Raw genomic sequence first — 25,889 nt, 5'->3', positions numbered from 1 at the left:
AAATATGTTGCTTGCGATGTCAGGCTTATATAATCTCCGCGCAACGAACAAGCCCGCCACACGAGCGGCGCTAAAAAAGGGGAGGTTTTGCATGAACATCAAGCCATTATTGTGCGCGTCCGTGTCGGCCGTGATCGGCCTGACCCTGGCATCTGCAGCACATGCCCAAACCGCGATGGAAGCGCCGAAGCCGCAGACGTCTAGCGCGGACAGCATCAACCCGGCGTCGCCTGCCCCCGCGGTGCAGGAAAGCGGCCCGGAGGACGCGATCGTCGTAACCGGCTTGCGCCGCAGCCTCCAGTCCGCCCAGTCGATCAAGCGCAATTCGGACGGCATCGTCGATGCGATCGTCGCCGAGGACATCGGCAAGCTGCCGGATACCTTCGCTTCCTCGGCGCTGCAGCGCGTTGCCGGGGTGAACGTCACCCGCGGCGGCGGTGAATCCGCCGGCGTCACGGTGCGCGGCCTGCCGGACCTGACCACCACTTATAACGGCCGCCAGATCTTCACCGCCGAAGGGCGCTACGTGCAGATCCAGGACTTTCCCGCCGGTACCGTCGCCGCGCTGGAAGTGTTCAAGTCGGGCTTGGCCAACCAGATCGAGGGCGGCATCGCCGGCGCGATCAACGTTCGCGGCCGCCGACCGTTCGACTTCAAGGGCTTCGAGCTGTCGGGCTCGCTGAACGGGGTGCTGTCGCAGCAGTCGAAGGGCACGACCTGGAACGGCAACCTGCTGATCAGCGATCGCTGGAACACCGGCATCGGCGAAATGGGCCTGCTGGTGAACGCCTCCTATGTCGGGATCAACTTCCTTGATTCGACGCGCGAACAGTCGATGGTGATTGCGACGACGACCGCTGGCAACGCACCCGCGGGGCAGGCAGGGCTGCGCTATCCCGACGCGCAGGGCCTGTTCCTCGGTTATGGTGATCGCTGGCGCCCCTCGGCCAATGCCGCTTTCCAGTGGAAGCCGACGCCGGAGCTCGAGATCTACGCCGACGGGCTGTTCCAAGGGTTCCGCTCGCGCGATTACAACCGCTACATGTTCATCCCGATCTTCGGCGACAATTTGCAGCTGTCGAACATCACGACGCAGCAGAACAGCAACAAGATCGCGAGCATGACGGTGGCCGGTGCGTCGCGACCGGACGGCTATAGCGGCTCGTTCAACGGCCACACCGATACCTATCAGGGCGGCGGCGGCGCGATCTGGACGCGCGACCGGCTGCGGATCTCGGCCGACATTGCGTATACCGACAGCACCTACACGGCGAACGCCGCGAATATCGACTATGCAGCGGCCAGCTCGCCGGTGCGTAACGTGCAGTTCGAAGTGCCGATCGACGGCGGCCCGAGCAAGCAGTTCGTCAATTTCAACGTCACCGATCCGGCGAACTTCATCAGCCGAGGGCTGTGGCAGGAATTGCTGGCGGTGAGCGGCACCGACTGGCAGGCGCGTACTGACCTCTCCTACGATTTCGACGGCGGCTTCCTGAAGCGGATCGACGTCGGGCTGCGCTACGCTGATCGCAAAGCGGGCCGCGATCTCGGCAACCTTTACATCAATAATGAGGGCGCGCGCATTCCGCTGACGGCGCTGCCCGGCGCTGACGTGCGCCCGACGCGGCCCGGCTTTGCCTATAACAATGCGGAGCCGAACGTCTTCTTCGCCGCCAGTACCCGCGACAGCATCCGCAACAACCTGCCGGCGCTGCGCAGCTTCTTCGGCGCCCCCCCGGGCATCCCGCCGTTCAACCCGGCCGAGAATTTCCGGGCCAACGAAAAATCCTACGCCGCCTATGCGCAGGTAAAATACGGCTTCAACTTGGGCGACACGATCGTCGACGGCGTGGTCGGCCTGCGCGCGGTGAAGACGAAGACGCAGATCGACGGCTTCTCCCGCATCGAAGCGACGGGCGGCGCCGTCACCTATCCGGCGGTAAGCGCCAAGAGCGAGGTCACCGATTACCTGCCGAACGTGAGCGCGCGGGTCGGCTTCACCGACAAGCTCCAGCTGCGCCTGGCCTATACCAAAACGCGCACTCGCCCCGGCTTCTTTGATCTTCGTCCGAACACCACGCTGTACCAACCGGTGATCCTGGCGCCGGGCGATCCGTGCATCACCAACCCCACCACGCCCGAATGCGTGGAGCGGCTTCGTCGCGGCGGCGCGGCTGGCAACCCGAATTTGCAGCCGCTCACCTCGGACAATTACGATGTCAGCCTTGAATATTATTTCTCCCGCGCCGGCTCCGTCACCGCCGCGGTGTTCCGCCACGACGCCCAGGGTTTCCTGCAGACCGTGGCCGATCGCAGCACCGACGCCCTCCGCATCGATCGCCCTCAGAATCTGGGCAAGACCAAGCTCCAGGGCGCCGAGGTGACCTTCACCAGCTTCCTCGACATCGACGGACTGCCAGACTGGGCCAAGGGCTTCGGCATCCAGGCAAATGGCACCTACATCGATGCCAAGGGCGACCTGCCGCCCGATCAGGCGGCGACGTTCAACAACATGCGCCAGCCGTTCCGGGGGGTGTCCAAATGGTCGGGCAACCTTGTCGCGCTGTACGAGAAGCCGCAATTCTCGGCACGGCTCGCCTATAACTACCGGTCGAGCTTTGTGGTCACCGATCCGAGCTATTCGTTCCAGACATTCGATCCGATCGCCCACCCGGTGATCGAGAAGGGCCGCGGCCAACTCGACCTGTCGGCGACGGTGACCCCGGTCGAGAACGTCACCATCGCCTTTGATGTCGTGAACGTGCTCGGGAACCCGCTGCAGCGCTATCGCCAGTTCGACACGGGCGACAGCTACACCCGGCAGGTGCTGTATCTCGAGCGCGCCTATTCCCTGGGCGTGCGCTTCCGCTTCTGACCGGAAGCACGGAAGATGGCAGGGCGCGGCCAGGATGCCGCGCCCTGCCTCGGTACTGATGGCGGCGGAGACGGCATGCGACGCTTCATCCTGGCCTGCGGACTGGCCGCGCTGCTTGCGGGCACGGCGCTCGCCGACAATCCGCAGTTCATCGGCGCCGACCCGCACGCGGTGTTCATCGGCAACGACTTGTGGGTGTTCCCCACCGGCGGGCCCGGCGGCAGTTGGGCGGCGGACCGCTTCGGCGCCTTCTCGTCGCGCGATCTGCGGCATTGGCGGACGCGCGGTGAGCTGATCCGCCGCGACCAGATTTCCTGGATCGCGGACGACGGCGCGCCCGCCCATTTCCTGTGGGCGCCGGCGCTCGCGCGCCGCGGCGGCCGCTATTATCTCTATTACTCGGTTGGGCCCCAGAACCCGACCCCCAGCCGCATCGGCGTGGCCGTCGCCGACCGGCCGGGGGGGCCTTATCACGATATCGGCCATCCGCTGATCGCCTATGGCGGCAACGGCTTCGAAGCAATCGACCCGATGGTGTTCGTCGATCCCACATCGGGCACGGCCTATCTCTATGCTGGCGGCAGCGCAGGGGCCAGGCTGCGGGTGTGGGAACTGGCCAGAAACATGACCAGCATCGCCCGCGAGATCCCCGTCGCCACCCCGCCGAACTTCACCGAAGGCGCCTTCGTGCATGCGCGGGGCGGGACCTATTATCTCTCCTACAGCCATGGTCGCTGGAACGGGCCAGACTATTCGGTTCACTATGCGACGGCCAAGTCGCCCACCGGTCCCTGGACCTATCGCGGCGCGATCCTCACGAGCGACGCCAGACATCAGGGGCCTGGGCACCACAGTTTCGTACGCACCCCATCAGGGCGGTGGCTGATCGTCTATCACCGCTGGGAACGGGTGCCCGGTCCCGGTCCCTATAGTGGCGAACGCGAGATCGCGATCGATCGGGTTCGCTATCGGCGCGACGGCAGCCTCCGCCCGATCGGAATGACGGACGGGGCAGCATCGCCGGCGCTCCCGGCAATTCGGGTACGGGCCACAAACTCACCGGCACCCGAGCGGTCATCTAACTCATCCCCGCGGCCTTCACCGATGCTTCCATCTCCAGCTCTTTCCGCAAGCCGCAGTTCGCGCGTGGGCAGCAAATGACGCCTTCGTCCCAATGGCAGCCATCGCTTCGTACAGAGTGGCGGAGACTCCAGGTTTCGCACGACTGCACGGCGAGCAGGTTCGGGCGTTGGAAAACTCTTTTTTCGGTGGCCGGCTGCGGCTCGGAGCGGAACGACATTCATCAACGCCGTTCGCTCAGGACGCGTTCTCAACAAGGCGGGATGTCAATAGGACCGGGATTGAAGTTCGGTGGTCAAGGCATCGATGAATACCCGCACCTTGGCGGATAAACTGCGGTGGCTCGGATACACTGCATGAATCGCGGTCCGATCACCTGAGGTCGCAGGCCAAATCCGTACCAGCCGGCCGTCCGCGACATGAGGCGCGGCAAGGAAGTCCGGAAGCTGTGCAATGCCCCCATGGTCGAGCACTACCGGGAGCAGGGCCGCGGAGTCAGAGATGGCGAGGGACGGCGGCAACTCGATGCGGCCGAGCCCGCCTTCGGCGTCATCCTGATAGGCCGTGAGCCTGTCACCGTAGCCGATCAATGTATGACCGGTAAGGTCCGTGACGCGTGCAGGCGTTCCCCGGGCCGCTAGGTAGCACGGGCTGGCGCACAGCCACGCCTCCGAAACGAGCAGCCGCCGCGCGATCAAGTCACTGTCCACCATCGGCCCCACGCGGATCAGCAGGTCCGCCGATTCGACCGGCATGTCGACGAAGCGGTTCTCGACCGCCAGCATCACACGGACCTGCGGGTAGGCTGCCAGGAACTTCGGCAGCATCGGGGCGACCAGCGCCGTCGCGACAGTGTACGGCAGGCTGACTCGCAGCGTGCCGGCCGGAACGCCGCCCAGACCCTCCATGGCCGTACTCGCCTCGTCCACATCGGCGAGGATGCGGAGTGCATGCGGGCGGAACAGGGTGCCCGCGTCGGTCAGGCGCAAATGCCGCGTGGAACGATCGACGAGCAGGGTACCGAGGTCGCGCTCCAGCCGTGCGAGGGCGCGACTCACCCCGGACTTGGGCAGCCCGAGCGCCCGTGCTGCGGCCGACACGCTCATGAGGTCGGTGATGCGTACGAACGCGCGCACATCGGAAAGCTCCATCATCGTTCCATTTCAAGCAACGCCCTGTTCCGATTCGGCTGTCTAATCGCAAGCAGATGCAACGCCTATCCTCATGGTCAGCAATCAAGGGAACGGGTGATGCGCGGGATGAATGGTCGACCTCTGGTGGTCGTAGCCGGTGCTTCTGGCGATTTGGGGGAACGGATCGTTCGGGCCTTGCGGGCGAAGGACGTGGTGGTGCGGGCGCTGGTGCGCCGGCCGTCGGACGCGCTCGCGCGCCACGGTGTCGATCAGAGACCCGTGGACTTCGGAGACAGCGCGTCGCTGGCGCAACTGGTCACCGGCGCCGTGTGCGTCGTCTCCGCGCTCAACGGCACGGCGCCCGTGATCCTCGAAGCGCAGGGTCGCCTGCTCGATGCCGCAGTAGTGGCCGGCGTGCCGCACTTCATTCCGTCGGACTTTTGCCTGGACTACCAAGCGACAAAGCCGGGTGACAACCGCAACATGGACCTGCGGCGCCAGTTCGCTGCCCGGCTGGATGCGGCGCCGATCCATGCCACGTCGATCCTCAACGGGCCCTTTGCAGAGCTGTTGAAAGGCGAGGCGCCGATCGTGCTGCACCGCCTCCGCCGGGTCCTGTTCTGGGGTGACGCGGACCAACTGTTCGATTTCACCACCAAGGATGACGTGGCGAGCTTCACCGCGGATGCCGCACTCGATCCGGCAGCGCCGCGCTACCTGCGGATTTCCGGGGATCAGATCAGCCCGCGCGGCCTTGTCGAGCTATTGACGAAGAGGGAGGGGCAGCGTTGGCGGCTACTCCGGGCCGGAGGCATCGGCCGGCTGAGCACGATCATCGCGATAGCGCGTGCCCTGACGCCGGAAACCGATGCCCCGTTCCCCATATGGCAGGGGATGCAATATCTTCGCGACATGTCGACGGGTCGGGGCAAGCTGCACCATCTGGACAATGCTCGCTACGGCAAGACCGATTGGAGCAGCGCAGCCACCATACTTGCCTCCACGCTTTCATGAGCCGCCTCTTCGAGGAGAATGCCGCCGTGGCAGACATCATCACGCCTTTCCCGATCAGCGTTCCGGAGTCGGCGCTGACGGACCTCGCCGATCGCCTCGCCCGCACCCGCTGGCCCGACGCCGGTACCGTTCACGACGGGCGTCAAGGCCCTGCCTTGCAGGCCCTTCAGCGTCTGGTTACGCATTGGCAGGAGGGCTATGACTGGCGGGCAATTGAGGCTCGGCTCAACCAATGGGGAAGCAGCCGGACTGTCATCGACGGTTTCGGCCTCCACTTCCTTCATATCCGCTCGCCAGAGCCCGACGCCGTGCCGCTCCTGCTCGCCCATGGCTGGCCTGGCTCGGTCCTGGAGTTTCGCGACATGATCGGTCCGCTGACCGTCCCGGCCGCGAATGGCCAGGCGGCGCAGCAGGCCTTCCACGTCGTGATCCCCTCCATGCCGGGGTTTGGCTTCTCCGACCAGCCGGCGGAGCCCGGCTGGAACGTCGGCCGCGTCGCACGCGCCTATGCCGAGCTGATGCGCAGGCTGGGCTATGGCAACCGCTGGGTTGCGCAGGGGGGCGACTGGGGCGCCGCCGTGGTCACGGCACTGGCCCAAATGCGTGCGCCTGGACTTCAGGGCGTCCACCTCAACATGGTCCTGTTCCAGCCCACGCAGGAGGAGATTGCCAAGGCAACGCCGGAGGAGCAGGCGATGCTTGCCGACATCGGCGATACGACCAGGAGCAATCGGGCTATATGAAGCTCCAGAACACGCGGCCGCAGTCGGTAGCGTTCGCCCTGGCGGACTCGCCGGTGGGTCTGGCTGCCTGGATCTATGCCCTGTTCCAGGACGTGACCGACAGCGACGGCGCGCCCGAAACGGTGATCCCGCTAGATCACATGCTCGACGATATCATGTTGTACTGGCTTCCGAACGCAAGCGCGAGCGCGGCGCGCTTCTATTGGGAGAATGCGCAGGCTGCAGGCGGCTTTTCGGGCGAGCCGATCGCGCTGCCGGCGGGGGTCAGCATGTTCCCCGGCGAGGCGCTGCGCCTGTCGCGACGGTGGGCGGAGCAGCGGTTCGCGGATCTGCGCCATTATAGCCAGCCCAAGCGCGGCGGCCACTTCGCCGCCATGGAGAACCCCGCGGCTCTTGTGGCCGATGTGCGGGCGACTTTCGCTTCGATCTGATCTGCATTGGGATGGCGGCGGCGCGGAGCCTCCTGTCGGGCGCCGATGCCACCGGGCCGCTTCTACACCAAATTGTTGAGCACAACTCCGCCGCCCGCTCGGCGAGTTCCTCGGCGGGCTGGGCTTGGTCGTCATAGTTCACCGCCACGGCTGCGCCCGCTGCCGGCCGCTTCGGCAACTGCAAGGCCGACGCCCGAATTCGCACCGGTGACGATCGCGGCATGGCCCGCGAGAGAAGCGCTGGTCGGCTGCAGGAATGTGTCTCCAGAAGTGCGCAGAGGGGCCAGAACCTCACGCGCAAACGCGCCATCGGGCGGGGCGGTTACCGGAAAAATAGGGATCGATGCTGAAGGAGGAAATCGGTAAAGTCGTGCGGCGGCGTGCCGGTGAGGCGCTCGATCTCGAAGGTCGGATCGATATCGTGATGCCCGGCGACGACGTCGGCGAATTGCACGACCAGGCCCTTCGCCATCCAGGGCGAGTTGCCCGTCAGGCGCATCAGTCCCCAGAACAAAGGGGAGGGCAGATCGAGATAGCGGACCTTGTGGCCCGCGACCTTGGACAGGCGCGCCGCGGCTTCCTTCATGTCCAGCGTTTCCGGACCGGTGAGGAAATAGGTCGCGCCGTCATGGCCGTCCTGTGTCAGCACGGCGGCGGCCACGCGCGCGACATCGCGCGTGTCGACCCAGGAGACCGATCCCCTGCCGGCCACCTGGGGCAGAAAGCCCCTGGCGATCGGATCCTTGAACCACAGGAAATTCTGCATGAAGGCGGTAGGCTTGAGGATCGTCCAGCCGATGCCGGAGGCGCGGAGATGGTGGTCGATCAACGCGTGCGCCTTTGCCCAAGGCACCGGCGAGCGCACATTGCTGTCGGAGGCGGAGATCTTGACGATCCGGCTGACGCCGGCCTCGTTGGCGGCATCGATCGCGGCGGTCTCCTGTGTCACCTGCTGCGGCGTGGGCGGCGTGATGAGGAACATGGTCTCGATACCCCGCATCGCTGCCGCCAGCGTTTCCGGCCGGTCGAAGTCGCCGCGGACGGCATCAATGCCCTGCTGGCTCAGGCGCTCGACCTGTTCTTGTTTGCGGCACAAGCCGCGGAATGGCGTTCCCGCTTCCTTGAGGAGGCGGCAGACTTCACCACCGATGCCGCCGGTGGCACCTGATACCAAGATCATGACAGGGTCTCCTTCTGGGCGTTGGGGTCGGGGAGGGACGGGGGCACGGCACGGTCGAGCCAGTCCGCGAGAATGGCGTTCATCGCTTCCAGGGTCTGGACGGCGTCGCGGATCCGGGCGCGGCCGACGCGGTCGGCAATCTCTTCGTCGAGCGGGGCCACCGCCTGCTCTGCGCCGGTGACGGCGGCAATCCCTGCATCCGTCAGCACGATAAGCTTCGCGCGGCGGTGGTGCGGATTGTCCTGAAACTCGACCAGCCCGCGCTCGGCCAGCAGGTCAACGACGCGCTGCACCGCCTGGCGCGTCAGTCCCATGTTCCGCGCGATCGAGGCGGTCGGAAGCGGCACGGGCGAGTAGCGCAACGCTCCGAGCACCTGCCACCACGCGCTGGTTAGGCCGAGATGGGCAACCAGTTCGTTGCCGGTGCCGATCAGCCTTCCGCTGGTAGCGAAGACAGCAAGTGCAAGCTCCCGCACGTCCGATTCTTGATGAGACATTCGACAACGCGCCCCCTTATGGACAGCATGTTGTCGAACTACATCAATGCACGATGGTTCCTTCGGCAGGCAAGTCCTTGTCGCAGCTACCATTGGCGGGGATGGTGGCAGTCGCCTCCCCGAACCGACCACCGCCGTCGCACTCGCTCTGAGGCGAGCGACCGACCGGATGGATTCGAGTATTCTCAGCGGAGGCAAGCGCGTCTCCCAATTCGACTTCGTAATAACATGCTGTATTCGAACTGAGCGGGGCGAGCGATCTTCTGCCACGTTACAGCTGTCCGCGTTCGGACCGGCCCGCCGCTGACAAGGTCGCCGATCTTCAGCTGGAGCAGATTGCGGCCAAGAAAAACAAGCGGTTAGACTTGCGCGAAGCCAACGCACCCTCCACCTACCATCCACACGGATGGCGGGACGGATGCAATGCCTGAGCGAACTGACCTGCGGACGCGATCCGACAGTGAAAAGATCACGATCAATCTCGGCTATGTAGATCTCGGGCGCATCGACCTGCTCGTCCGCGACGGCTTCTACGGCAACCGGACAGACTTCATCCGAACAGCCATTCGCAGCCAGCTCGAGCGGCATGCCGAGGCAGCTGACAAGTCGATCCGCCGCCAGCAACTCGACCTTGGCCTGCGTCATATAACCAGTGCCGAACTCGAAGGAGCGCGGGAGCGCGGCGAGATGCTGGATATCCGCGTTCTGGGCCTGGCAACGATCGACGCCGACGTCACGCCTGAACTTGCGCTCGAGACGATCGCTTCAGTCACCGTGCTTGGCGCCCTGCAAGCCGGCGCAGCGGTAAAGACCGCCCTCGCCGACCGCATCCGCTGACAGCCCTTCCGGAGATCCAACATGCGCCTGCACCCAAACATCATGGAAGCGACCCGGCTCACGCGCGAGGGGAAACTCGGAGACGCGACCGCGCTGCTCCGCTCGATGCTCGGCGGCACGGTTGCAGAGCCAGCGCCGCGCCCAACCGTCCTACGCACCAAGCCCCCGCAGCTACCCGGGCGAGGCGCCGATGGTCACCAACCCTCGAGCGAGGCCTCACCATCCGGGAAAGCCGGCGGGACGTTCGAAGCCCACATCCATACTGGCCCGCAAGGCCGCCTCACATACAAACTCTACGTACCAGGGTCGGCTACGTCCGGAGCGCCGCTGATCCTCATGCTGCACGGGTGCACGCAGGACCCGGATGATTTCGCTGCGGGCACCGGCATGAACGATCTCGCCGACGAGTTCGGCTTCCTTGTTGCCTACCCTGCGCAAACCAAGGCGGCCAACGCCTCTCGCTGCTGGAACTGGTTCCGACCGGGTGACCAAAAGCGGGATGGGGGCGAACCCGCGCTCATCGCTGGCGCGACCCGGGAGATCATGGCGCGATACGGAATCGATCCAAAGCGCGTCTATGTCGCCGGCATGTCAGCGGGCGGCGCCGCGGCCACGATCATGGGAGAGGCTTATCCCGACCTCTTTTCCGCAGTTGGCGTACACTCTGGCCTCGCCTGCGGCGCCGCGAGCGATCTTCCCAGCGCGATGATGGCGATGCGCGGGAGTGGCGTGCGAGCCGCGAAGCATCGAGGTGCGCCGACCTTCGTGCCGACCATCACGTTCCACGGCGATCGTGATCAGACCGTAGACAGGGTGAACAGCGACCATATCGTCGAGAGGGTGATGGCAAGCGGCGGTCCGATCCTTACCGAGGAGACGATCAGAGGCGACGATGGCCGCGGCCGGCGCGCCTACACGCGCCGAATACTGCGCGATGCTGGCGGCACGCCGCGCCTCGAGCAGTGGACGATCCGCGGTGCTGGGCACGCTTGGGCCGGTGGCGATCCGGCGGGGAGCTACACGGACAGGGCGGGGCCGGACGCCTCGCGTGAGATGGTCCGCTTCTTCCTGGCGCAGGGCTGACGCTCCGCAGCCGGACGAGCGTGCGCCGTAATCTGCTCCGGACATGTCGGATTCGATGACTCTATAAATGCGGCTGTTGCAGCCGAGAGGTTCTGACGCCCGTCAAACAGCCGCTTTCTGCCTTCAGAGATTAGAGGCCGCCTTTCAGCAAGCGAGCAAATCTCGATCGTCCTGCTGTTCCGTTCGCGCAGGCGCTGCATGTCCGCTGCAGGCCAGACCCCGCCGTTCGCCAAGGGGGAGGAGGAGCAGGATTGTCTCACACTCGGCCGATCCGGTGCTTGTGGTAAGATGGCAGCTTTCCCGTGTAGTGAAGAATCTGACCTTCGATTGTTTGGCACAGCAGCCGCTGACGCGGCTCGACAGCGCAACGTCGTGCTGATGTCTCAGCCGGTCGCTTGTCATGGACATCCGGGCCTCAGGCTCTGTTGATGAGTGAGATCCAGCAAGGCGCTGGACTGACAAACCTCCTCCATCAGCGGAGTAGATCATGTACCTTCATGTCAAGGAAACCGCATTCCACTGTAAGCCCGAAAAGCCTGATCCAGTTTATGCAAAGCAACTTCAAGAGCTCATCGGCGGCCAGTGGGGCGAAATCTCGGTAATGCTCGGATATATGTTCCAGGCATGGAACAGCCGCGGCCCCATCAAGTATCGTGACATGACGTTCGACATCGGAACCGAAGAAATCGGCCATGTCGAGATGCTGGCGACAATGGTCGCCCGGCTGCTCGAGCGTTCGCCGGTGGAAGACCAGGAAAATGCAGCCAAAGACTCTCTCGTCGGCGCGGTAATGGGCGGTGCTCGCGTTGAAGACGTGATCATGGCCGGGATGAGCCCGCAGCATTTCATCGTCAGCGGTGGCGGCGCGATGCCCGTCGATTCACAGGGCAATCGCTGGACGGCCGACTATATTGTCGCAAGCGGCAATTTGCTGGCGGACTTCCGCTTCAACGTCACAGCGGAAAGCCAGGGGCGACTGCAAGCTGCCCGGCTGTACAATATGACGGACGATCCTGGCGTGAAGGAGATGCTCAGCTACTTGATCGCACGCGATACGATGCATCAGAACCAGTGGCTCGCCGCGATCGCCGAGCTTGAAGCCGACGGCTTGGATGAGACGCCTTGCCCGGCGAACTTCCCGCGCGAACTGGAGAACCAGGAGTTCTCGTATAAATTCCTGAATCATTCGGCCGGCACCGAAAGTGCCGAGGGCCGGTGGGCATCTGGTCCAACGCCGGACGGCAAGGGCAACTTCGAATACGTTGCCGAACCGCCCGCGCTGGGCCCTGTCCCCGACCTCGGCATGACGGACCCGCGCCTTTACGGCACGCAGAAGGTCCCAACGCCGCCGGATGCATCCTGATGCGCATATCGGGGCTCGCGCAGTGCGCGAGCCCCGCGTTCAGCTCCCGTTTCGCAGAGGATGTCATGAGTTTTCCAACGCCCATTGGCCGACTGCCCGTCTGGCGTGTCGCGGCTGGCCTGACGATCAACACTGCGGGGCTGCTCCTGCTGTTTGACGCGATTCATGCAACCACTATCTGGCAGTAAGCTGGCAACTGGGGTCCGCCCGGGTTTCTGGTCCAGCTTGGGCGTGAGTATCCGGCGTTCTTGATGCTCTGGTCGACGTCGATCGCCATAGCCTCGCGTGTGAAGGCGCCGCCTAACGTCAGCGCGCGCAAGCGCCGGTCGTCGAACAGAGCGTTCGAAGCGATGTCCATCGACCACATCGCGTTGGCAGCCGATGCCGCAGGGTGCCGCAGGGTGCCGCAGCCCAAAAGTGCCGGAATACTCTCGCTTCAACCGACCCAAAGACCAGGCAGGGAGTCAGAAGGAGCAGCCGGGCCACGGGATCCCGAGGGCCTGCGCGCCTTGCTCTCCCCATATTCCCTCGACCGCCCCGGGATGTTGCGCACGCGACACGATGGCGCTACCGCGGGCCATTCGGTCGAAAATCTCTTCGGCCGAACCATGATCGCGCTGGTGCTCCGGGAGGAGCTTAAAAGGGAACGCGGTGTGGGAGCTTGCTCCCGAAGCCGAGGCTGTCCCTGCAACTGTAAGCGGCGAGCGAGATGCACCGGCTTCCTGCCACGGAAGCAGCCACTGGGTCGAAGCGCCTGGGAAGGCGTGCATCGAGCGACGACCCGCGAGCCAGGAGACCTGCCGGCGTCCGGTCGCTCTTGCCCCGGCCCAGGGGGTGGCCGCGGCACGGTGTACTCCGTCTGAGCGACGAACGAGCGGCGGGGGCCGCATCGGTCACGTGCGTCGGTCGCCCATGGCGTCCGGCCGGCGCCGTGCGCCGACCGTTCGCGCGAACGGCACGCTCCCGCCCGACGTCGACGACGCCGGGGGTATGATGCATGGATCTTCGCGCCGTTTCGCGGCCTTTCGCCGCGCTTGCCTGCGCCGCTGTCGCCGCGCTCCCGCCCGCCCAGGCACAGACGGAGAGGGGCGACGAAACCGTGGTGGTGACCGGTACCAGCCTGGAGGACACGCTGCCGCGCCAGCGGGCACGCTATGGCAGCGACCTTGCGGTGCTCGGCGAGCTTCAGCTGCGGGAAGGCGGCGCCGTGGATGTGGCGAGCGCGCTGCGCAGCGTTCCCGGCCTGTATGTCCAGCCCGCCAGCGGGCCGTTCAGCTATGTTGACGTCTCGCTGCAGGGCTCGCGCACCCAGGACGTGCTGTGGACCGTCGACGGCGTCCGCATCAACAACCGGCTCTATGGCGGCACCTCGCCCAATGACACGCTGCCCGCCAGCATGATCGAGCGGGTCGAGGTTCTGAAGGGCGGCGAAAGCCTGTTCTATGGCACCCAGGCCGCCGCGGGCGTGATCAACGTCGTGACGCGCGATTTCTCGGATCGTTTCGGCGGCCAGGTCGACGCCAGCGTCGACAGCTTTGCCGGCACCAGTCTCGGCGGCTATGTGCGCAGCGGATCGGGCAGGCACCAGTTCGTTGCCTGGGGTTCCCGCAATCGCGCCGAAGGCTACCAGCCGTTCAGCCGGATGGAGCCGAGCGCTACCGATCGCGCCCGCGGCTATGCCCTTTGGTCGGTCGGTGGCAAATATCGCTACGACCTCGGCCCCGACTGGCGGTTCAGCCTGCACTATATCCACACCGAGGCGAAGCTCGACAATCTGAGCCCGACCCGCACCCGCGAGAGCCGCAACGACCGCAATGAGGAAATTGCCAGCGCCCGGCTCGATTATGTGGGGAGCGATGCGGTGCAGCTCTTCCTCAAGGCCTATTTCCACGACTGGAAGACCGCCTATGTGCAGATTCGCAATGCCGCAGGCGGGGGTGCGCCGATCGTGGTGTATCCGGCCGGCACCTTCTGGGGCTTTCGCGATTATGGCGGGAGCGCGCTCGTCCAGCTGCGGCCGCACCGCGGGCTCGACTATGTGCTCGGCTATGATTTCCAGCAGTTCAGCGGACGCGACGACGTGCTGCGGATCGGGGCTACAGAGGAGCGCGTCCACGCCGGCAGCGTGCAAGTCCGGACCAATGACGACCTCTCGCGTCGCGCCCGATTGTCGGCCGGGCTGCGCTACAACGACGGCGGCGGCGCGCGGAAGACGGTGTGGAACGTCACTGGCCGCGTCGAATTGAGCGACAGCCTGTTCTTCCAGGCCAATGGCGGCACGTCGTTCCTGCTGCCGAGCGCGTCGCAGCTCTACCAGATCGATCCCTGCTGCGAGCGCGGCAACCCCGATCTGAAGCCGGAAAACAGCCTGAGCGTGAATGCCGGCCTGGGCGGCACGCTGGCGAGCGGCCGCGTGCACTGGCAGGCCATGGTCTTCGCGCGGCGCATCGACAACCTGATCGCCATCGACACGGCCAATCCCGCCTATCCGGATGGCATCTATGCCAATTCGGAGTCGCGTGTGCACGTGCGCGGGGCCGAACTGGTGCTTGGCGCGGTACTTGCCGACGCCTGGCATTTCGATGCGAGCTACACCCATGCCCGCGCCCGCGATGCCGGCTCGCTGCTACAGCGCGATCGCACCCCGGAGCAGCTTGCGCGCGGCAGCCTTGCGTGGCGGCCGCGTACGCTGCCCGTGAGCGCCAGCGCCTCGGTCAACTGGGTGGGCGATGCGTATGCGACGGCCAGCGGCTTTGGCCGGCGTAACTATGGCGATTACGCGATCGTCGATGCCGGGGTGCAGTTCTTCCCCGATGCCGCGCGCCGGCATCGCGTCGCGATCAACGTGGACAACCTGTTCGATCGCGACTACGCCACGCGCGGCTTCCAGTCGGCGGTGCCGGATAGCGGCGTCGGCCGGTTCCTCTATTTCACCCGCGGCGTGCCGCGGACGCTGCGGGTCAGCTACGGCCTGGGCTTCTGACGGTGCCCCGGGCGATCCTTGTTGTCCATCGCTGGCTGGGCGTCCTCGTCGGGGCGGTGATGACGCTCTGGTGCCTGTCGGGCTTCGTGATGCTGTATGTCGACTACCCTCGGCTCACCCCGGCCGAGCAGCTGCGGGGCTTGCCGCCGCTGCACTTGCCGGCGGCGGATGCGCTGGCGAGGATCGGCTTGCCCGACGACCTTCCGCTTTCCTCCGCGCGGCTGGAAATGGCGGCAGGCAGGATGGTGCTGCGGATCGTGCCCGCCGCGGCCCCGGAGCGACCGATCGGCCAGACGCGAGCGCTGCCGGGCAGCTATGATCTCGCCACGGGCGCACCGCTGGCCGCGCTGTCGCCCGCGGCGCTCCGGCAAATAGCGTCCGATTATGCAGCGCAGGCTGGGCTGGCCGGCGGCGTGCGGAGGATCGCGGCAACCGGCATCGACCAGTGGACCGTGCAGGCCTTCCGCCGCAACCACCCACTGGTGCGTGTCGACTATGCCGATCCCGCGGGAACCAGCGTGTACATCGCGACGCGGTCCGGCGAGATCGTTCAGCAGACGACGCGGTTCGAGCGCTTCTGGAACTGGCTTGGCGCGGTGCCGCACTGGCTGTACCCGACCTTGCTCCGCCAGAATGCTGCCGTCTGGAGCCAAATGGTGATCTGGACGGCGCTCACCGGGTGCTTCCTGACGGTGACCGGTCTGTGGGTAGGCATCGCCCGGCTGCGGCGACGGAAGGACGGCAGCGTCGGATCGCCCTACAGGGGGCTGTGGTGGTGGCATCATGTCTTCGGCCTGGTTTTCGGCGTGCTGACGCTGACCTGGGTGGCCAGCGGGCTGCTCTCGATGAATCCCTGGGGCCTGCTGGAGAGCGCGGCGGGCGCCGCCGAGCGGCAGCGGCTGGCCGGGGAGGTGCAGTGGGGTGCGGTCCGAACGGCGTTGGGGCAGCTGGGGCAGCTGCCGCCCGATACCCGCCGCGTGGAGACCGCGCCGCTCGGCGGGCAGGTCTTTCTCGTCGCCCGGGATGGCGCCGGCGCCGTGGCGCGCTTCGACGCCGAAGGACGGCGCGCCCCGCTCCGCCGGGAGGCTATCGCTTCGGCGCTGCGCACCAGGCTGCCTTTGGCCGACCTGCACCTGCTGACGGCCGAGGACGCCTATCATTACGGGCACAAGGCACCGGCGCGGCTGCCGGTATGGCGGGCGGTCCTGAAGGACGCCGAGGCGACCCGGCTGTACATCGATCCCGATACCGGGGCGCTTCTCCACGCGGCGGACGGCAACGCCCGCGCGCAGCGCTGGCTGCAGGACGGGCTCCACCGGCTCGACCTCCCCGGGCTGCGGGCGCGCCCGCTATGGGATCTGGTCGTGCTGCCGATGCTGGTGATGGTGACGCTGGTCTGCGCAACCGGCGCCTGGATGGGCCTGCGCAAGGCAAAGCGCGACGTGCGGCGGGTGTTTCGCCGCCGCCGTCGTTGAGGGCGTCCCCGGTGCCCTGGTGATGCTTCCGGGGACGATGATGTGCGACCTTACTGCGCGGTGTTTGCCCGGTCGAGCGCCTGGCCAAGGTCGGCAAGGATATCGTCGATATGCTCCAGGCCGATCGACAGGCGGACATAGCCTTCCGACACGCCGGTCACCAGCTGCTCCTCGGCGGAGAGCTGGGAATGCGTCGTCGAGGCGGGATGGATGGCAAGGCTGCGCGCATCGCCGATATTGGCGACATGGTAGAACAGCTGGAGCGCATTGATGAAGGCGCGGCCCGCCGCGCTGCCGCCGGCCAGTTCAAACCCGACAAGCCCGCCCTGACCGCCGGTCAGCACGCGCGCGGCGCGCTCCGCCTGCGCGCCGGTCTGCACCGAAGGATGGATCACGCGCGTCACGTCCGGCCGCGATTGCAGAAACGCGACCACCCTGGCCGCATTCTCGCAATGGCGCGGCATCCGGAGCGGCAGCGTCTCCAGCCCCTGCAGGATCTGGAACGCGTTGGTCGGCGAGAGCGCGGCGCCCAGATCGCGCAGCAGCACGGTGCGCGCGCGCAGGACATAGGCGATCGGGCCCAGCGGCTTGGCCGCCTGGCTCCACACCGCGCCGTGATAGCTGGAATCCGGCGTGTTGAGCAGCGGCTGGCGATCGGGGAATGCTTCCCAATCGAAATTGCCGCCGTCGACGATCACCCCGCCGATCGAGGTGCCGTGGCCGCCGATATACTTCGTCGTCGAATAGACGACGATCGCGGCGCCGTGATCGAACGGACGCGCGATGAGCGGGGCGGCAGTGTTGTCGACGATCAGCGGGATGCCAAGCGGGCGCCCCAACGCAGCGATTTCGCCGATCGGGCAGACGATCAGCTTGGGGTTGGGCAGCGTCTCGACATACCAGGCGCGGGTGCGTTCGTCGGTGGCGCGGACAAACGCCTCCGGGTCGGCGGGGTCGACGAAGCGTACCTCGATGCCCTGATCCTTCAGCGTGTTGGCAAACAGGTTCCAGGTGCCGCCGTAGAGATCGGTGCCGCTGACGATGTTGTCGCCGGCGCGCGCCAGATTTTGCACCGCATAGGCCGAGGCTGCCTGGCCGGAGGCGACCGCCAGCGCCGCTGCGCCGCCCTCGAGCGCGGCGATGCGCTGCTCCAGCACGTCGGTCGTCGGATTGCCGAGCCGGGTGTAGATATTGCCCAGTTCGCGGAGCGCGAAGAGGTTGGCGGCATGCTCCGTGTCGCGAAACTGGTAGGACGTCGTCTGGTAGATCGGCGGCACGACAGCGCCCGTCGTCGGGTCTGCTCGCCAGCCGGCGTGCAGGGCCAGGGTTTCAGGGTGCAACTGGCGATCGGCCATTGTCGTCGTTCCTCTCACATCGTGCGTCTGTGCTGTCGACGTGGATGCTAGCGACTGGCCCCGCGAAGGGGAGAAAGTTTTCCTTGGCAGCGCCCGTGGCGGCGCACGCACCCAGGGATGCGTGCGCCTTCGGCTTACATCTTGAAGCGGGCGCCGAACAGGAACGTGCGACCGAAATGATGGAACTCGTAATTCCGGTTCGCGTCGAGATCGGTGTAGCGATCGCGATAGTCATCGGTGAGGTTGGTGCCCTCTACAGACAGTTCGAGGTTGGGCGTGATCTTGTACCGGATCGAGGCATCGACGTTCAGCGACGAATTATAGCCCTCGAAGATGTTGCCGGTGCCCGAGCTGCCATCGATATAGGGCCCGCGATAGCTGACGGAGCCGCGCGCGCTGAAACGCTTGTCCTCATAATAGAGCGTGCCGTTATAGGCGCGCTTGGACAGGCCATAGAGCGTCTCCGTCCGCGTCACCGGCACGAGTGCTCCGCCCGGGGTGATCGCCGGGCCGCTCTGCGTATAGGCAGCATCCGAGTCGATGAAGGTCGCGTTCGCGATCACGCCGAAATTCTTGAGGAAGCCCGGCAAGAAGCGGAACGCGGTCTGGAACGAGACTTCCATGCCCTTCAGCGATGCGCCCGTGCCATTGGTGATCGTGCTGATCTGCCAGATCTGCCCCTCCGGGTTCGATGCGGCGGGGGAGCTGGGCGGGATGATCGAGGTCGGCAGCCCGGTCGAGGCATAGGTGCCCGACGTGGTCACCGAGACCGGGAAGCTCTGGACGCTCTTCTTGAACAGCGCGACCGAGAAGATCGACTGCGGCGCGAAATACCATTCGGCCGCGAGATCATGGGAGGTCGCGCGGAATGGCTCGAGCTGCGGATTGCCGAAGCTGATCCGGTAGTTGAAGCCATCCACCGATCCGCCTGGGGTGAGGTTGCCCAGGGTGGGGCGCGTCATCACCTTGGAGATGGCGCCGCGCAGGATCACCTTCTCGGTGGGGAACAGCGCCACGTTCAGCGCGGGCAGCCAGTCGTCATAGCTGCGGCGCACCGTCACCGGCACGCCGTTGTTGAGGCCGGTGGAGGTCTGCCCGGTCTGCACATAGCGCATGCCGGCATTGGCGGCGTAGCGCAGCCCCAACAGATCGCCCTTCACGTCGAACTCGACATAGCCGCCCTTCACCGTCTCGATGACGCTGCGGATGTTGCCGACGTCCGGTGCGAGCGCGCGGTTATAGAGGCCGGTATATTTTGCCGACGCATCGATATTGGGGATGAGGAAGGTGCTGGTCGTGCCCGCCGGCTGGCCCGCCTTGCCGAGGTTGAACGTTTCGCCCAGCCCGGCGGCCGGGAAGCCATAGACCGCGCCCGGCGCGAATACCTGGTTCGATGCCGAACAGGTCACCGTGCCCAGCACTGCGTCCGGCGCCGCGGTCGCCTTGGTCGGGCAGACTACGGCGTCGCGGGTATAGGCCACCGAATCGAAGGAGAAGCGGCGATAGAGGCCGCCTGCCTTCACTTGGAAGCCGTCGGTCACGTCCCATTCGGTGCGCAGCTGCGCGGTGCGGAACTTGTTGACGACGCTGGACGGGCGGTCGCGGATCTCGGCCAGCTGGAAGTTGGCCGGATCGGTCACGCTGGTGCCGAAGGTCAGCTTCGGCTGCCACATGTTCGTGTAGTCGTAGCTGTAATTCTGCGAGGTGCGATTATCGAAGACGAAGGTCGTCTCGAGCGGAATGTCCGCGGTGGACTTGGAGATGCCGCCGAGCAGGGTGAAGCGCAGCGTGTCCGTCAGGTCCTGGTCCCAGCTGCCGCCGATCTGGTAGAATTCGGTCTGCGACTGGCGCAGATAATGTTCGGTGCGCACCCACGCATCGTTGAGGGTGGCCGAAACCATGTTGCCCTTGCCGTCATAGGTCGGGTTCAGCAGGTCGATCGAGCGTTCGTTGGAGCGCAGCAGCACCTCGCCCCATTTCTCCTCGCGGGTCTCCTTGAAGCGCGAATAGAGGCCGTCGATCGAGATCTTGGTAGCGTCGCTCGGTGCGAACTGGACGCTGCCGGTCACGCCCAGGCGTTCGCGATCGTGGAGGACCTCGCCGTAGCGCGGGATGCGCGGGTGGAAGGCCAGCGCGGCCTGGTCGCACGCGGCGCTGGGGCGGTAGGTCCCGCCGCTGTTCCGCACTGGCGTCGTGCCGCTGGCGCTGTTGTAGAAGCAGGGCGTTCCGTTCACAGAATCGAAGCGCGCCTGCGCCCAGCGCACGGTGTTGTTGCCGAGTTCGACATTGTTGGTCTTGCTGTACGCGGCCGAGACCGAGGCGCCGAAGGTGCCTGCGGCATTCTTCCAGGATAGCAGCCCGGCGAGGCGCGGCCGCAGGTTCTTGGAAAGATCGTTGTAGCTGGCCTGCGCCGATCCGACCGCCGTGAACCCCTGCTTGGCCGCCAGCGGATTGCCCGTGTTCAGATCGACGACGGCGCCAAGCGAGCCTTCGTCGAGCGAGGCCTCCGCCGTCTTGTGGACGACGATCGAGGTGAACAGCTCCGAGGCGAAGACGTTGAAGTCGAAGGCGCGGTCGCGGTTGGCGCTGGCGCCATCGGTGGAGGTGGCAACGGTTTCCATGCCGTTGACCCGCACCCGGGTGAACTGCGCGCCGAGGCCGCGTACCGTGATCGCCCGCCCTTCGCCGGCATCGCGCTGGATCGAGATGCCCGGAATACGCTGGAGCGATTCCGCGAGGTTCTGGTCCGGGAACTTGGCAATGTCTTCTGCGACGATCGCATCGACTGCAGCCACCGACTCGCGCTTGACATTCAGCGCCGCGTCCAGCGAGCGGCGGAAGCCGGTGACGATGATCTCGGAATTCGCCGCGTCAGCCTGGGAGTCCGTCGTGGCGGACGGATTCGTCTGGCCTGCATCCGGTGCAGCCTGCGCCCATGCCGCAACCGGCGTGGCCAGTGCAAATATCAGCGCGCCCGCAGAAATTCCCCGCAAATGCCCTTTGCGCGCACGACCGCGCAGCGCGAAACCCTCAGCCATCTCTCTCTCCTTCGCCCCGCAGGGCCGGTCCGTTCTGAAGCCCGGCGGCGCACCTGCGGCGTGCAACCGGGCATCGAGCTCTTGGTGAGGAGGGTCTGTGCGCGCGACGAATCGAGCGTCGATTCGATCCTCCCCGAAGAATGCGGATCTGCGCCCGCTGCTATGGCCGGCATTCTTGCGCGCAGCGGTAACCGGTGTCAACCGTACGACGATGCGAAGAACGTGCGGAGCGCATCAAGGGGCATGCCGAAACCAACGGCATGCTGCATCACCGCCCGCGGGCGCGGCGCAGATCGATTCCGAGGCGCTTGACCCGGTAGTAGAAGGTCTTGCGCGGCAGGCCGAGCGACGTGATGGCGGCATGGATCTCGCCGTCCGCTGCGGCGATCGCATCGAGGATCGCCGCCCGTTCGAAGGCTTCGATCCGATCGGTCAGGGGAAGCGGCTCGGGCGTGGTCGGGTTGGCGGCGGGCTGCTCCAGTCCGAGGATGAAGCGCTCGGCGGCGCGCTCCAGCTCGCGGACATTGCCCGGCCAGTCGCGCCGGGCGGCGGCATGTGCAGCTTCGGAAAGCGGACGCGCGGGCCGCCGATGCCGAGCGGCTGCCTGGAGAGCAAGGTGCGCGAAGAGCAGCGGCACGTCCTCGCGCCGCTCCGCCAGCGGCGGCAGCCGCAGCGGCACACCGGCCAGCCGGTGGTACAGGCCCGGCGGCAGCGCCGCCGCGCCGCCTTCTCCGATTGCGGCGATGATGCGCACGTCGACATGTTCCGGATCGCGCTGGCCGGCACCCACCGTGCGTGTCTCGGCGAACTGGACGAGGCGGTGGTGGAGTTCCGCCGGAGCCAGATCGAGATGGTCGAGGAAGAGTGTGCCGCGGTTCGCGCGCGCGATCGTGCCGTCGCGTCCGAACAGTTCGCGTTCCACGAGGGTCGGCGGCAGCGTCGCGCAGTCCACCACCTGGAAGCGGTGACGTCCGCGTCGTCCCGCACGATGGACGAGCCGGGCATAATGTTCCTTGCCGGTTCCGGTCGCGCCTTCGAGCACGAGGTCGAGGGCGGCGTCTGCCAGCACCGGGATCATGTCGCGCAGCTGCCGGATGGCAGGTGCCTCGCCGAGCAGTGCCGCATCGGCATCGGTGCTGGCTTCCCGCAGCCGCCGGTTCTCCAGCGCCAGCGTGCGGGCGGTGCCGGCCCGTTGCAGCGCGGCCGCCAGCGCGTCGCCCGGGAAGGGCTTGGTGAGAAAGTCCCAGGCACCGGCCTTGATGGCGTCGACTGCCATGGCCACGTCGCCATGCCCCGTCATCAGGATCACCGGCAGCTCGGCGTCGATCGCGCGGAGCCGGTGGAAGAAGTCGACGCCGGACATGCCCGGCATCCGTACATCGGTGACGACCACGCCGGGGAAGTCGCGATCGATCGCCGCCAGCGCGCTGGCCGCGTCGACGAAGGGCTGCACGGTATGGCCGGCCAGCGTCAGCAGCTGGACCAGCGCCGCACGAAAATCGTCGTCGTCGTCAACCAGGGCCACGGCCACGTTCATGCCCGCCGCAGTTCCAGTTCGAAACACGCGCCGCTCTCCTCCGGCAGCCAGCGCAGGCTGCCGCCGAGATCGGTCATGATGTCGCTGGCGATGACCAGCCCGAGCCCCAGGCCGCTGCTGCGGCTGGTGGCGAAGGGCGTGAACAGGCGTCCGGCAATGTCGGGCGCGATGCCGGGTCCGTTGTCGTGGATGCGCACCCACACCAGGCCGTCCGCCAGCGTGATGCGGATCGTGATCGTCGGATCGGGGCGGCCGGCAAGCGCCTCGACCGCATTCTGCAGCAGGTTGACGAACACCTGTTCCAGCCGAACCTGCCCCCCCATCACCTGCAGGTGCGCGCCGATCGCCGGCCGCTCGAGCCGAACCGATCGCAGCTGCTCCTTCAGGATCAGCAGCGCACCGTCCAGCACCTCGGCCAGCGGCAGCGGGCGAACCTCGCCGGGCTGGCGGCGGGAAAAGCCCCGCAGTTGCGCCGTCACCGATCCGATCCGGTCGCTCAGCCGGCGGATCGTCTCCAGATTGTCGCGTACCATGTCGGTCGCGCCCTGGGCGAGCAGCTGTACGCTGGTTTCGGCATAGGTGCGGATTGCGGCCACGGGCTGCGCCGTTTCATGGGCCACGCTGGCGGTGACCTGGCCCAGCGTGGCGAGGCGGTTGGCCTGGCGCAGCCCCTCGCGCAGATCGGCCGCGCGTGCCTCGATCGCGGCCCGTTCCTCGATCTCGCGGCGAAGCTCGGCGGTGCGGTCGGCGACGGCGGTTTCCAGCTCGGCAGTGCGGCGGCGGCTGAGCGTGGCCCGCTGGCGCAGGCTCCAGAACAGCGCGGCGAGCGCCAGCACGACGACCAGCGCAACCAGGCCGGCGGTGCGCTGGGCGGCCGCCACCGCCGGGCCCACCGATCGGCGGAGCGACAGGCGCCAGCCGGGTTGGCTGGTCGGCACGCTCGCCTCGATCAGGTCGCCGCGCGCCGGCGGCAGCAGGACGGGCGCGGACGTGTCGGGCAGCGCCGCATCGCGCCGCAGTGCGGCAAGCGCCGCCGGAACGATCGGCCGCGCCACTGCGAAGCGCAGGCTGGGGTCGCTGGCGACGAGCACCAGCCCGGCGGGATCCTCGACATAGGTATCGCCCCCGGCGCGTCGCCATGCAGCCTCGATCGCATCGAACTCCAGCTTGACCACGATCACCCCCTCCGTGGGAGTGCGGCGCGCGAGATACAGCCCCGAGTGGCGGCTGACCGTGCCAAGCGCAAACTGACTGGCTTCCCCGCGAATGCGCGCGTCGCGGAAATAGCGGCGGAAGCGATAGTCGGTTCCGACAAAGCTCTGCGGCGTACGCCAGTTGCTCGCAGCCCGGGTGCGGCCGTCCGCGCCGATCACATAGATGGCCGCGGCGCCGGTGGTGCGGGCAAGCGCTTCCAGCTTCTCGTCGAGCGGGCGAGCGGGACCGCCGGCGAGCGTCGCGGCAACGTCGCGGTCGCCGCTGAGGGCGAGGGGGAGGAGCCGGAAACGTGCGATCTCGCTGTCCAGCAAGGCTGCGCGCAGCTGGGCATCGGTGCGGGCGCCGAGGACCAGTGCATCGCGGGTGCGCGCACCGGCTATCCAGCCCGCCGCGATGGCCACCGCCGCCCCGAACAGCGCGGCGAGAGCCCAGTAGTGCCAGCCCGAGAGCGATTCGCGATAGGTCACACACCTGCTATCCGACAGCACCACTGAATGTGCAAGTTCTTGCACTTTGTGTCGTCCGCTTGTGCCGATTTTTGCGCACAGGAGGCTGCGGCGGTCGATTAAGACATTGACAAAAAACAACTAAATACCAGTTCGATTTGAACTTCCTCCGCAAGATTCCGCAATCGAGAATGGCCCAATCGAGTCCTACCGCACAACGGAGGCCGAAGGAGAGGAAGTGATGGTTCGTATCCCTGCCGAGTCCCAAGAAGCCAAGCATGTCGCGGTACCCGCCAAGCCCTTGCCCTGGTACCGGCATCTCTACGCGCAGGTGCTCGTCGCAATCCTGGCAGGCGTACTGATCGGCCATTATGCGCCCGGCACCGGCGAAGCGCTCAAGCCGATCGGCGACGGCTTCATCAAGCTGGTCAAGATGATCATCGCGCCGGTGATCTTCCTCACCATCGTCACCGGCATCGCGGGCATGCGCGACCTCAAGGCCGTCGGCCGGGTCGCGGCCAAGGCGTTCGGTTATTTCCTGTTCTTCTCCACGCTGGCGCTCGTGGTCGGCATGGTTGTCGCAAACGTGGTGCAGCCGGGGGCGGGGCTCAACATCGATCCCGCGTCGCTCGATGCCGGCAAGGTCGCCGACTATGCTGCCAAGGCCCATGAGAGCACGCTGACCGGCTTCCTGCTCGGCATCATCCCGGACACCTTCCTCTCGGCAATCACCGGCGGCAACATCCTGCAGACGCTGTTCGTCGCGATCCTGTTCGGCATCGGCCTCGCGCTGGTCGGCGAGCGTGGCGAGCGGATCACGCAGGCGCTCGAAGACGTGTCGCTGGCCATGTTCAAGGTCGTCGCGATCCTGATGAAGGCGGCCCCCGTCGGCGCGTTCGGCGCAATGGCGTTCACCGTCGGCAAATACGGCGTGGGCACGCTTGCCAATCTCGCAATGCTGGTCGGCACCTTCTACTTCACCTCGGCGCTGTTCGTGCTCGTCGTTCTGGGTGCGGTGTCGTGGATGGCGGGCTTCTCGATCCTGCGGCTGATCGCCTATCTCAAGGCCGAACTGCTGCTGGTGCTCGGCACTTCCTCGTCCGAAAGCGCGCTGCCCTCGCTGATCGAGAAGATGGAGCGCGCGGGCTGCCCCAAGACGATCGTGGGCCTCGTCGTGCCCACCGGCTATTCGTTCAATCTCGACGGCACCAATATCTACATGACGCTGGCGGCACTGTTCATCGCGCAGGCAACCAATGTGCATCTGTCGATCGAACAGCAATTGCTGCTGCTCGCCGTGGCGATGCTTTCCTCCAAGGGCGCGGCGGGGGTGACCGGCGCGGGGTTCATCACGCTCGCGGCGACACTCTCGATCGTGCCGAGCGTACCGGTGGCAGGCATGGCGCTGATCCTCGGTGTCGACCGGTTCATGTCCGAGTGCCGCAGCCTCACCAATTTCATCGGCAATGCGGTGGCGACGGTGGTCGTCTCGCGCTGGGAAGGCCGGCTGGACCACGAAGCGCTCGACGCCGCGCTGCACGGCCGCGCGCTGCCCATCGATCAGCGCCCCGCCGACGCCGTCCCGGCCGAATAAGGAAGTTCGC

The 25,889-nt window shown here is 66.4% G+C and carries 18 protein-coding genes, 1 pseudogene and 1 riboswitch; of the genes and pseudogenes, 11 read left to right on the top strand and 8 right to left on the bottom strand.

The window, feature by feature from the left end:
• Positions 1-91: 91 nt before the first annotated feature.
• Complete coding sequence (locus V7E00_RS12330; RefSeq protein ID WP_333572940.1) at positions 92-2,875, top strand: TonB-dependent receptor; 2,784 nt, start codon at positions 92-94, stop codon at positions 2,873-2,875.
• A gap of 75 nt (positions 2,876-2,950) precedes the next feature.
• A complete protein-coding gene (locus V7E00_RS12325; RefSeq protein ID WP_333572939.1) occupies positions 2,951-4,036 on the top strand; it encodes a family 43 glycosylhydrolase in 1,086 nt (361 codons plus the stop codon).
• Between the two features lie 185 nt (positions 4,037-4,221).
• Here V7E00_RS12325 and V7E00_RS12320 read toward each other — a convergent pair whose 3' ends face one another.
• Entirely contained in the window at positions 4,222-5,109 is an 888-nt protein-coding gene (locus V7E00_RS12320) for a LysR family transcriptional regulator (RefSeq protein ID WP_333572938.1), read from the bottom strand.
• Positions 5,110-5,205: 96 nt separating this feature from the next.
• Here V7E00_RS12320 and V7E00_RS12315 point away from each other — a divergent pair, with 96 nt between their 5' ends.
• Genes V7E00_RS12315 through V7E00_RS12305 form a run of 3 tightly spaced genes read left to right on the top strand, consistent with a single transcriptional unit; the run spans position 5,206 to position 7,276 of the window.
• On the top strand, positions 5,206-6,102 hold the full coding sequence (locus V7E00_RS12315; RefSeq protein WP_333572937.1) for an NmrA family NAD(P)-binding protein: 897 nt from the start codon (positions 5,206-5,208) through the stop codon (positions 6,100-6,102).
• A complete protein-coding gene (locus V7E00_RS12310) occupies positions 6,099-6,845 on the top strand; it encodes an epoxide hydrolase family protein (protein ID WP_333572936.1) in 747 nt (248 codons plus the stop codon). The genes V7E00_RS12315 and V7E00_RS12310 overlap by 4 nt, the downstream gene beginning before the upstream one ends.
• The gene (locus V7E00_RS12305) at positions 6,842-7,276 is read left to right on the top strand and encodes a hypothetical protein (protein ID WP_333572935.1); all 435 of its coding nucleotides are present in this window, start codon (positions 6,842-6,844) and stop codon (positions 7,274-7,276) included. The genes V7E00_RS12310 and V7E00_RS12305 overlap by 4 nt, the downstream gene beginning before the upstream one ends.
• A gap of 322 nt (positions 7,277-7,598) precedes the next feature.
• Here V7E00_RS12305 and V7E00_RS12300 read toward each other — a convergent pair whose 3' ends face one another.
• Both V7E00_RS12300 and V7E00_RS12295 read right to left on the bottom strand, forming a co-directional pair.
• Positions 7,599-8,456, bottom strand: coding sequence for an SDR family oxidoreductase (locus V7E00_RS12300; protein ID WP_333572934.1), 858 nt, complete (start codon positions 8,454-8,456; stop codon positions 7,599-7,601).
• Positions 8,453-8,953, bottom strand: a complete 501-nt coding sequence (locus tag V7E00_RS12295) for a MarR family winged helix-turn-helix transcriptional regulator (protein ID WP_333572933.1) — start codon at positions 8,951-8,953, stop codon at positions 8,453-8,455. The genes V7E00_RS12300 and V7E00_RS12295 overlap by 4 nt, the downstream gene beginning before the upstream one ends.
• A gap of 423 nt (positions 8,954-9,376) precedes the next feature.
• Between V7E00_RS12295 and V7E00_RS12290 the strand changes: the two genes are divergently transcribed.
• The 3 genes from V7E00_RS12290 to V7E00_RS12280 all read left to right on the top strand — a co-directional run bounded on the left by V7E00_RS12290 (position 9,377) and on the right by V7E00_RS12280 (position 12,236).
• On the top strand, positions 9,377-9,790 hold the full coding sequence (locus tag V7E00_RS12290) for a hypothetical protein (RefSeq protein ID WP_333572932.1): 414 nt from the start codon (positions 9,377-9,379) through the stop codon (positions 9,788-9,790).
• A 21-nt stretch (positions 9,791-9,811) separates the two neighbouring features.
• The gene (locus V7E00_RS12285; protein ID WP_333572931.1) at positions 9,812-10,873 is read left to right on the top strand and encodes an extracellular catalytic domain type 1 short-chain-length polyhydroxyalkanoate depolymerase; all 1,062 of its coding nucleotides are present in this window, start codon (positions 9,812-9,814) and stop codon (positions 10,871-10,873) included.
• 487 nt (positions 10,874-11,360) lie between these two features.
• On the top strand, positions 11,361-12,236 hold the full coding sequence (locus V7E00_RS12280) for a manganese catalase family protein (RefSeq protein WP_333572930.1): 876 nt from the start codon (positions 11,361-11,363) through the stop codon (positions 12,234-12,236).
• Between the two features lie 247 nt (positions 12,237-12,483).
• Here V7E00_RS12280 and V7E00_RS12275 read toward each other — a convergent pair.
• Positions 12,484-12,633 (bottom strand): annotated as a pseudogene (locus V7E00_RS12275) (IS3 family transposase); the annotation flags it as partial.
• A 206-nt stretch (positions 12,634-12,839) separates the two neighbouring features.
• Positions 12,840-13,055: riboswitch (cobalamin riboswitch) on the top strand.
• Between the two features lie 178 nt (positions 13,056-13,233).
• Between V7E00_RS12275 and V7E00_RS12270 the strand changes: the two are divergent.
• Both V7E00_RS12270 and V7E00_RS12265 read left to right on the top strand, forming a co-directional pair.
• A complete protein-coding gene (locus tag V7E00_RS12270) occupies positions 13,234-15,219 on the top strand; it encodes a TonB-dependent receptor plug domain-containing protein (RefSeq protein ID WP_333572929.1) in 1,986 nt (661 codons plus the stop codon).
• Between the two features lie 2 nt (positions 15,220-15,221).
• Positions 15,222-16,694, top strand: a complete 1,473-nt coding sequence (locus V7E00_RS12265; RefSeq protein ID WP_333572928.1) for a PepSY domain-containing protein — start codon at positions 15,222-15,224, stop codon at positions 16,692-16,694.
• Between the two features lie 50 nt (positions 16,695-16,744).
• Here the strand turns inward: V7E00_RS12265 and V7E00_RS12260 are convergent, their stop codons facing one another.
• The 4 genes from V7E00_RS12260 to V7E00_RS12245 form a co-directional block, all read right to left on the bottom strand.
• Positions 16,745-18,049: an O-acetylhomoserine aminocarboxypropyltransferase/cysteine synthase family protein gene (locus tag V7E00_RS12260; protein WP_333572927.1), complete on the bottom strand. Its 1,305-nt coding sequence runs from the start codon at positions 18,047-18,049 to the stop codon at positions 16,745-16,747.
• A 134-nt stretch (positions 18,050-18,183) separates the two neighbouring features.
• On the bottom strand, positions 18,184-21,087 hold the full coding sequence (locus tag V7E00_RS12255) for a TonB-dependent receptor (protein ID WP_333572926.1): 2,904 nt from the start codon (positions 21,085-21,087) through the stop codon (positions 18,184-18,186).
• A 268-nt stretch (positions 21,088-21,355) separates the two neighbouring features.
• Positions 21,356-22,624, bottom strand: a complete 1,269-nt coding sequence (locus V7E00_RS12250; RefSeq protein WP_333572925.1) for a sigma-54-dependent transcriptional regulator — start codon at positions 22,622-22,624, stop codon at positions 21,356-21,358.
• Positions 22,621-24,306 carry a sensor histidine kinase gene (locus tag V7E00_RS12245; protein WP_333572924.1) on the bottom strand — a complete coding sequence of 562 codons (1,686 nt, stop codon included), beginning with the start codon at positions 24,304-24,306 and terminating at the stop codon, positions 22,621-22,623. Before V7E00_RS12245 ends, V7E00_RS12250 begins: the two co-directional genes overlap by 4 nt.
• A 220-nt stretch (positions 24,307-24,526) precedes the next feature.
• On the opposite strand from V7E00_RS12245, the gene V7E00_RS12240 reads away from it, so the two are divergent.
• Positions 24,527-25,879 (top strand): dicarboxylate/amino acid:cation symporter, encoded by a 1,353-nt coding sequence (locus V7E00_RS12240; RefSeq protein WP_333572923.1) that lies wholly within the window; start codon positions 24,527-24,529, stop codon positions 25,877-25,879.
• Positions 25,880-25,889 lie beyond the last annotated feature (10 nt).

It is taken from the genome of Sphingomonas sp. (assembly GCF_036731925.1).
Lineage (GTDB): Bacteria > Pseudomonadota > Alphaproteobacteria > Sphingomonadales > Sphingomonadaceae > Sphingomonas.
The sequence above is the reverse complement of the archived record's forward strand: the minus strand, read 5'-3'. Positions and strand labels throughout refer to the sequence as shown.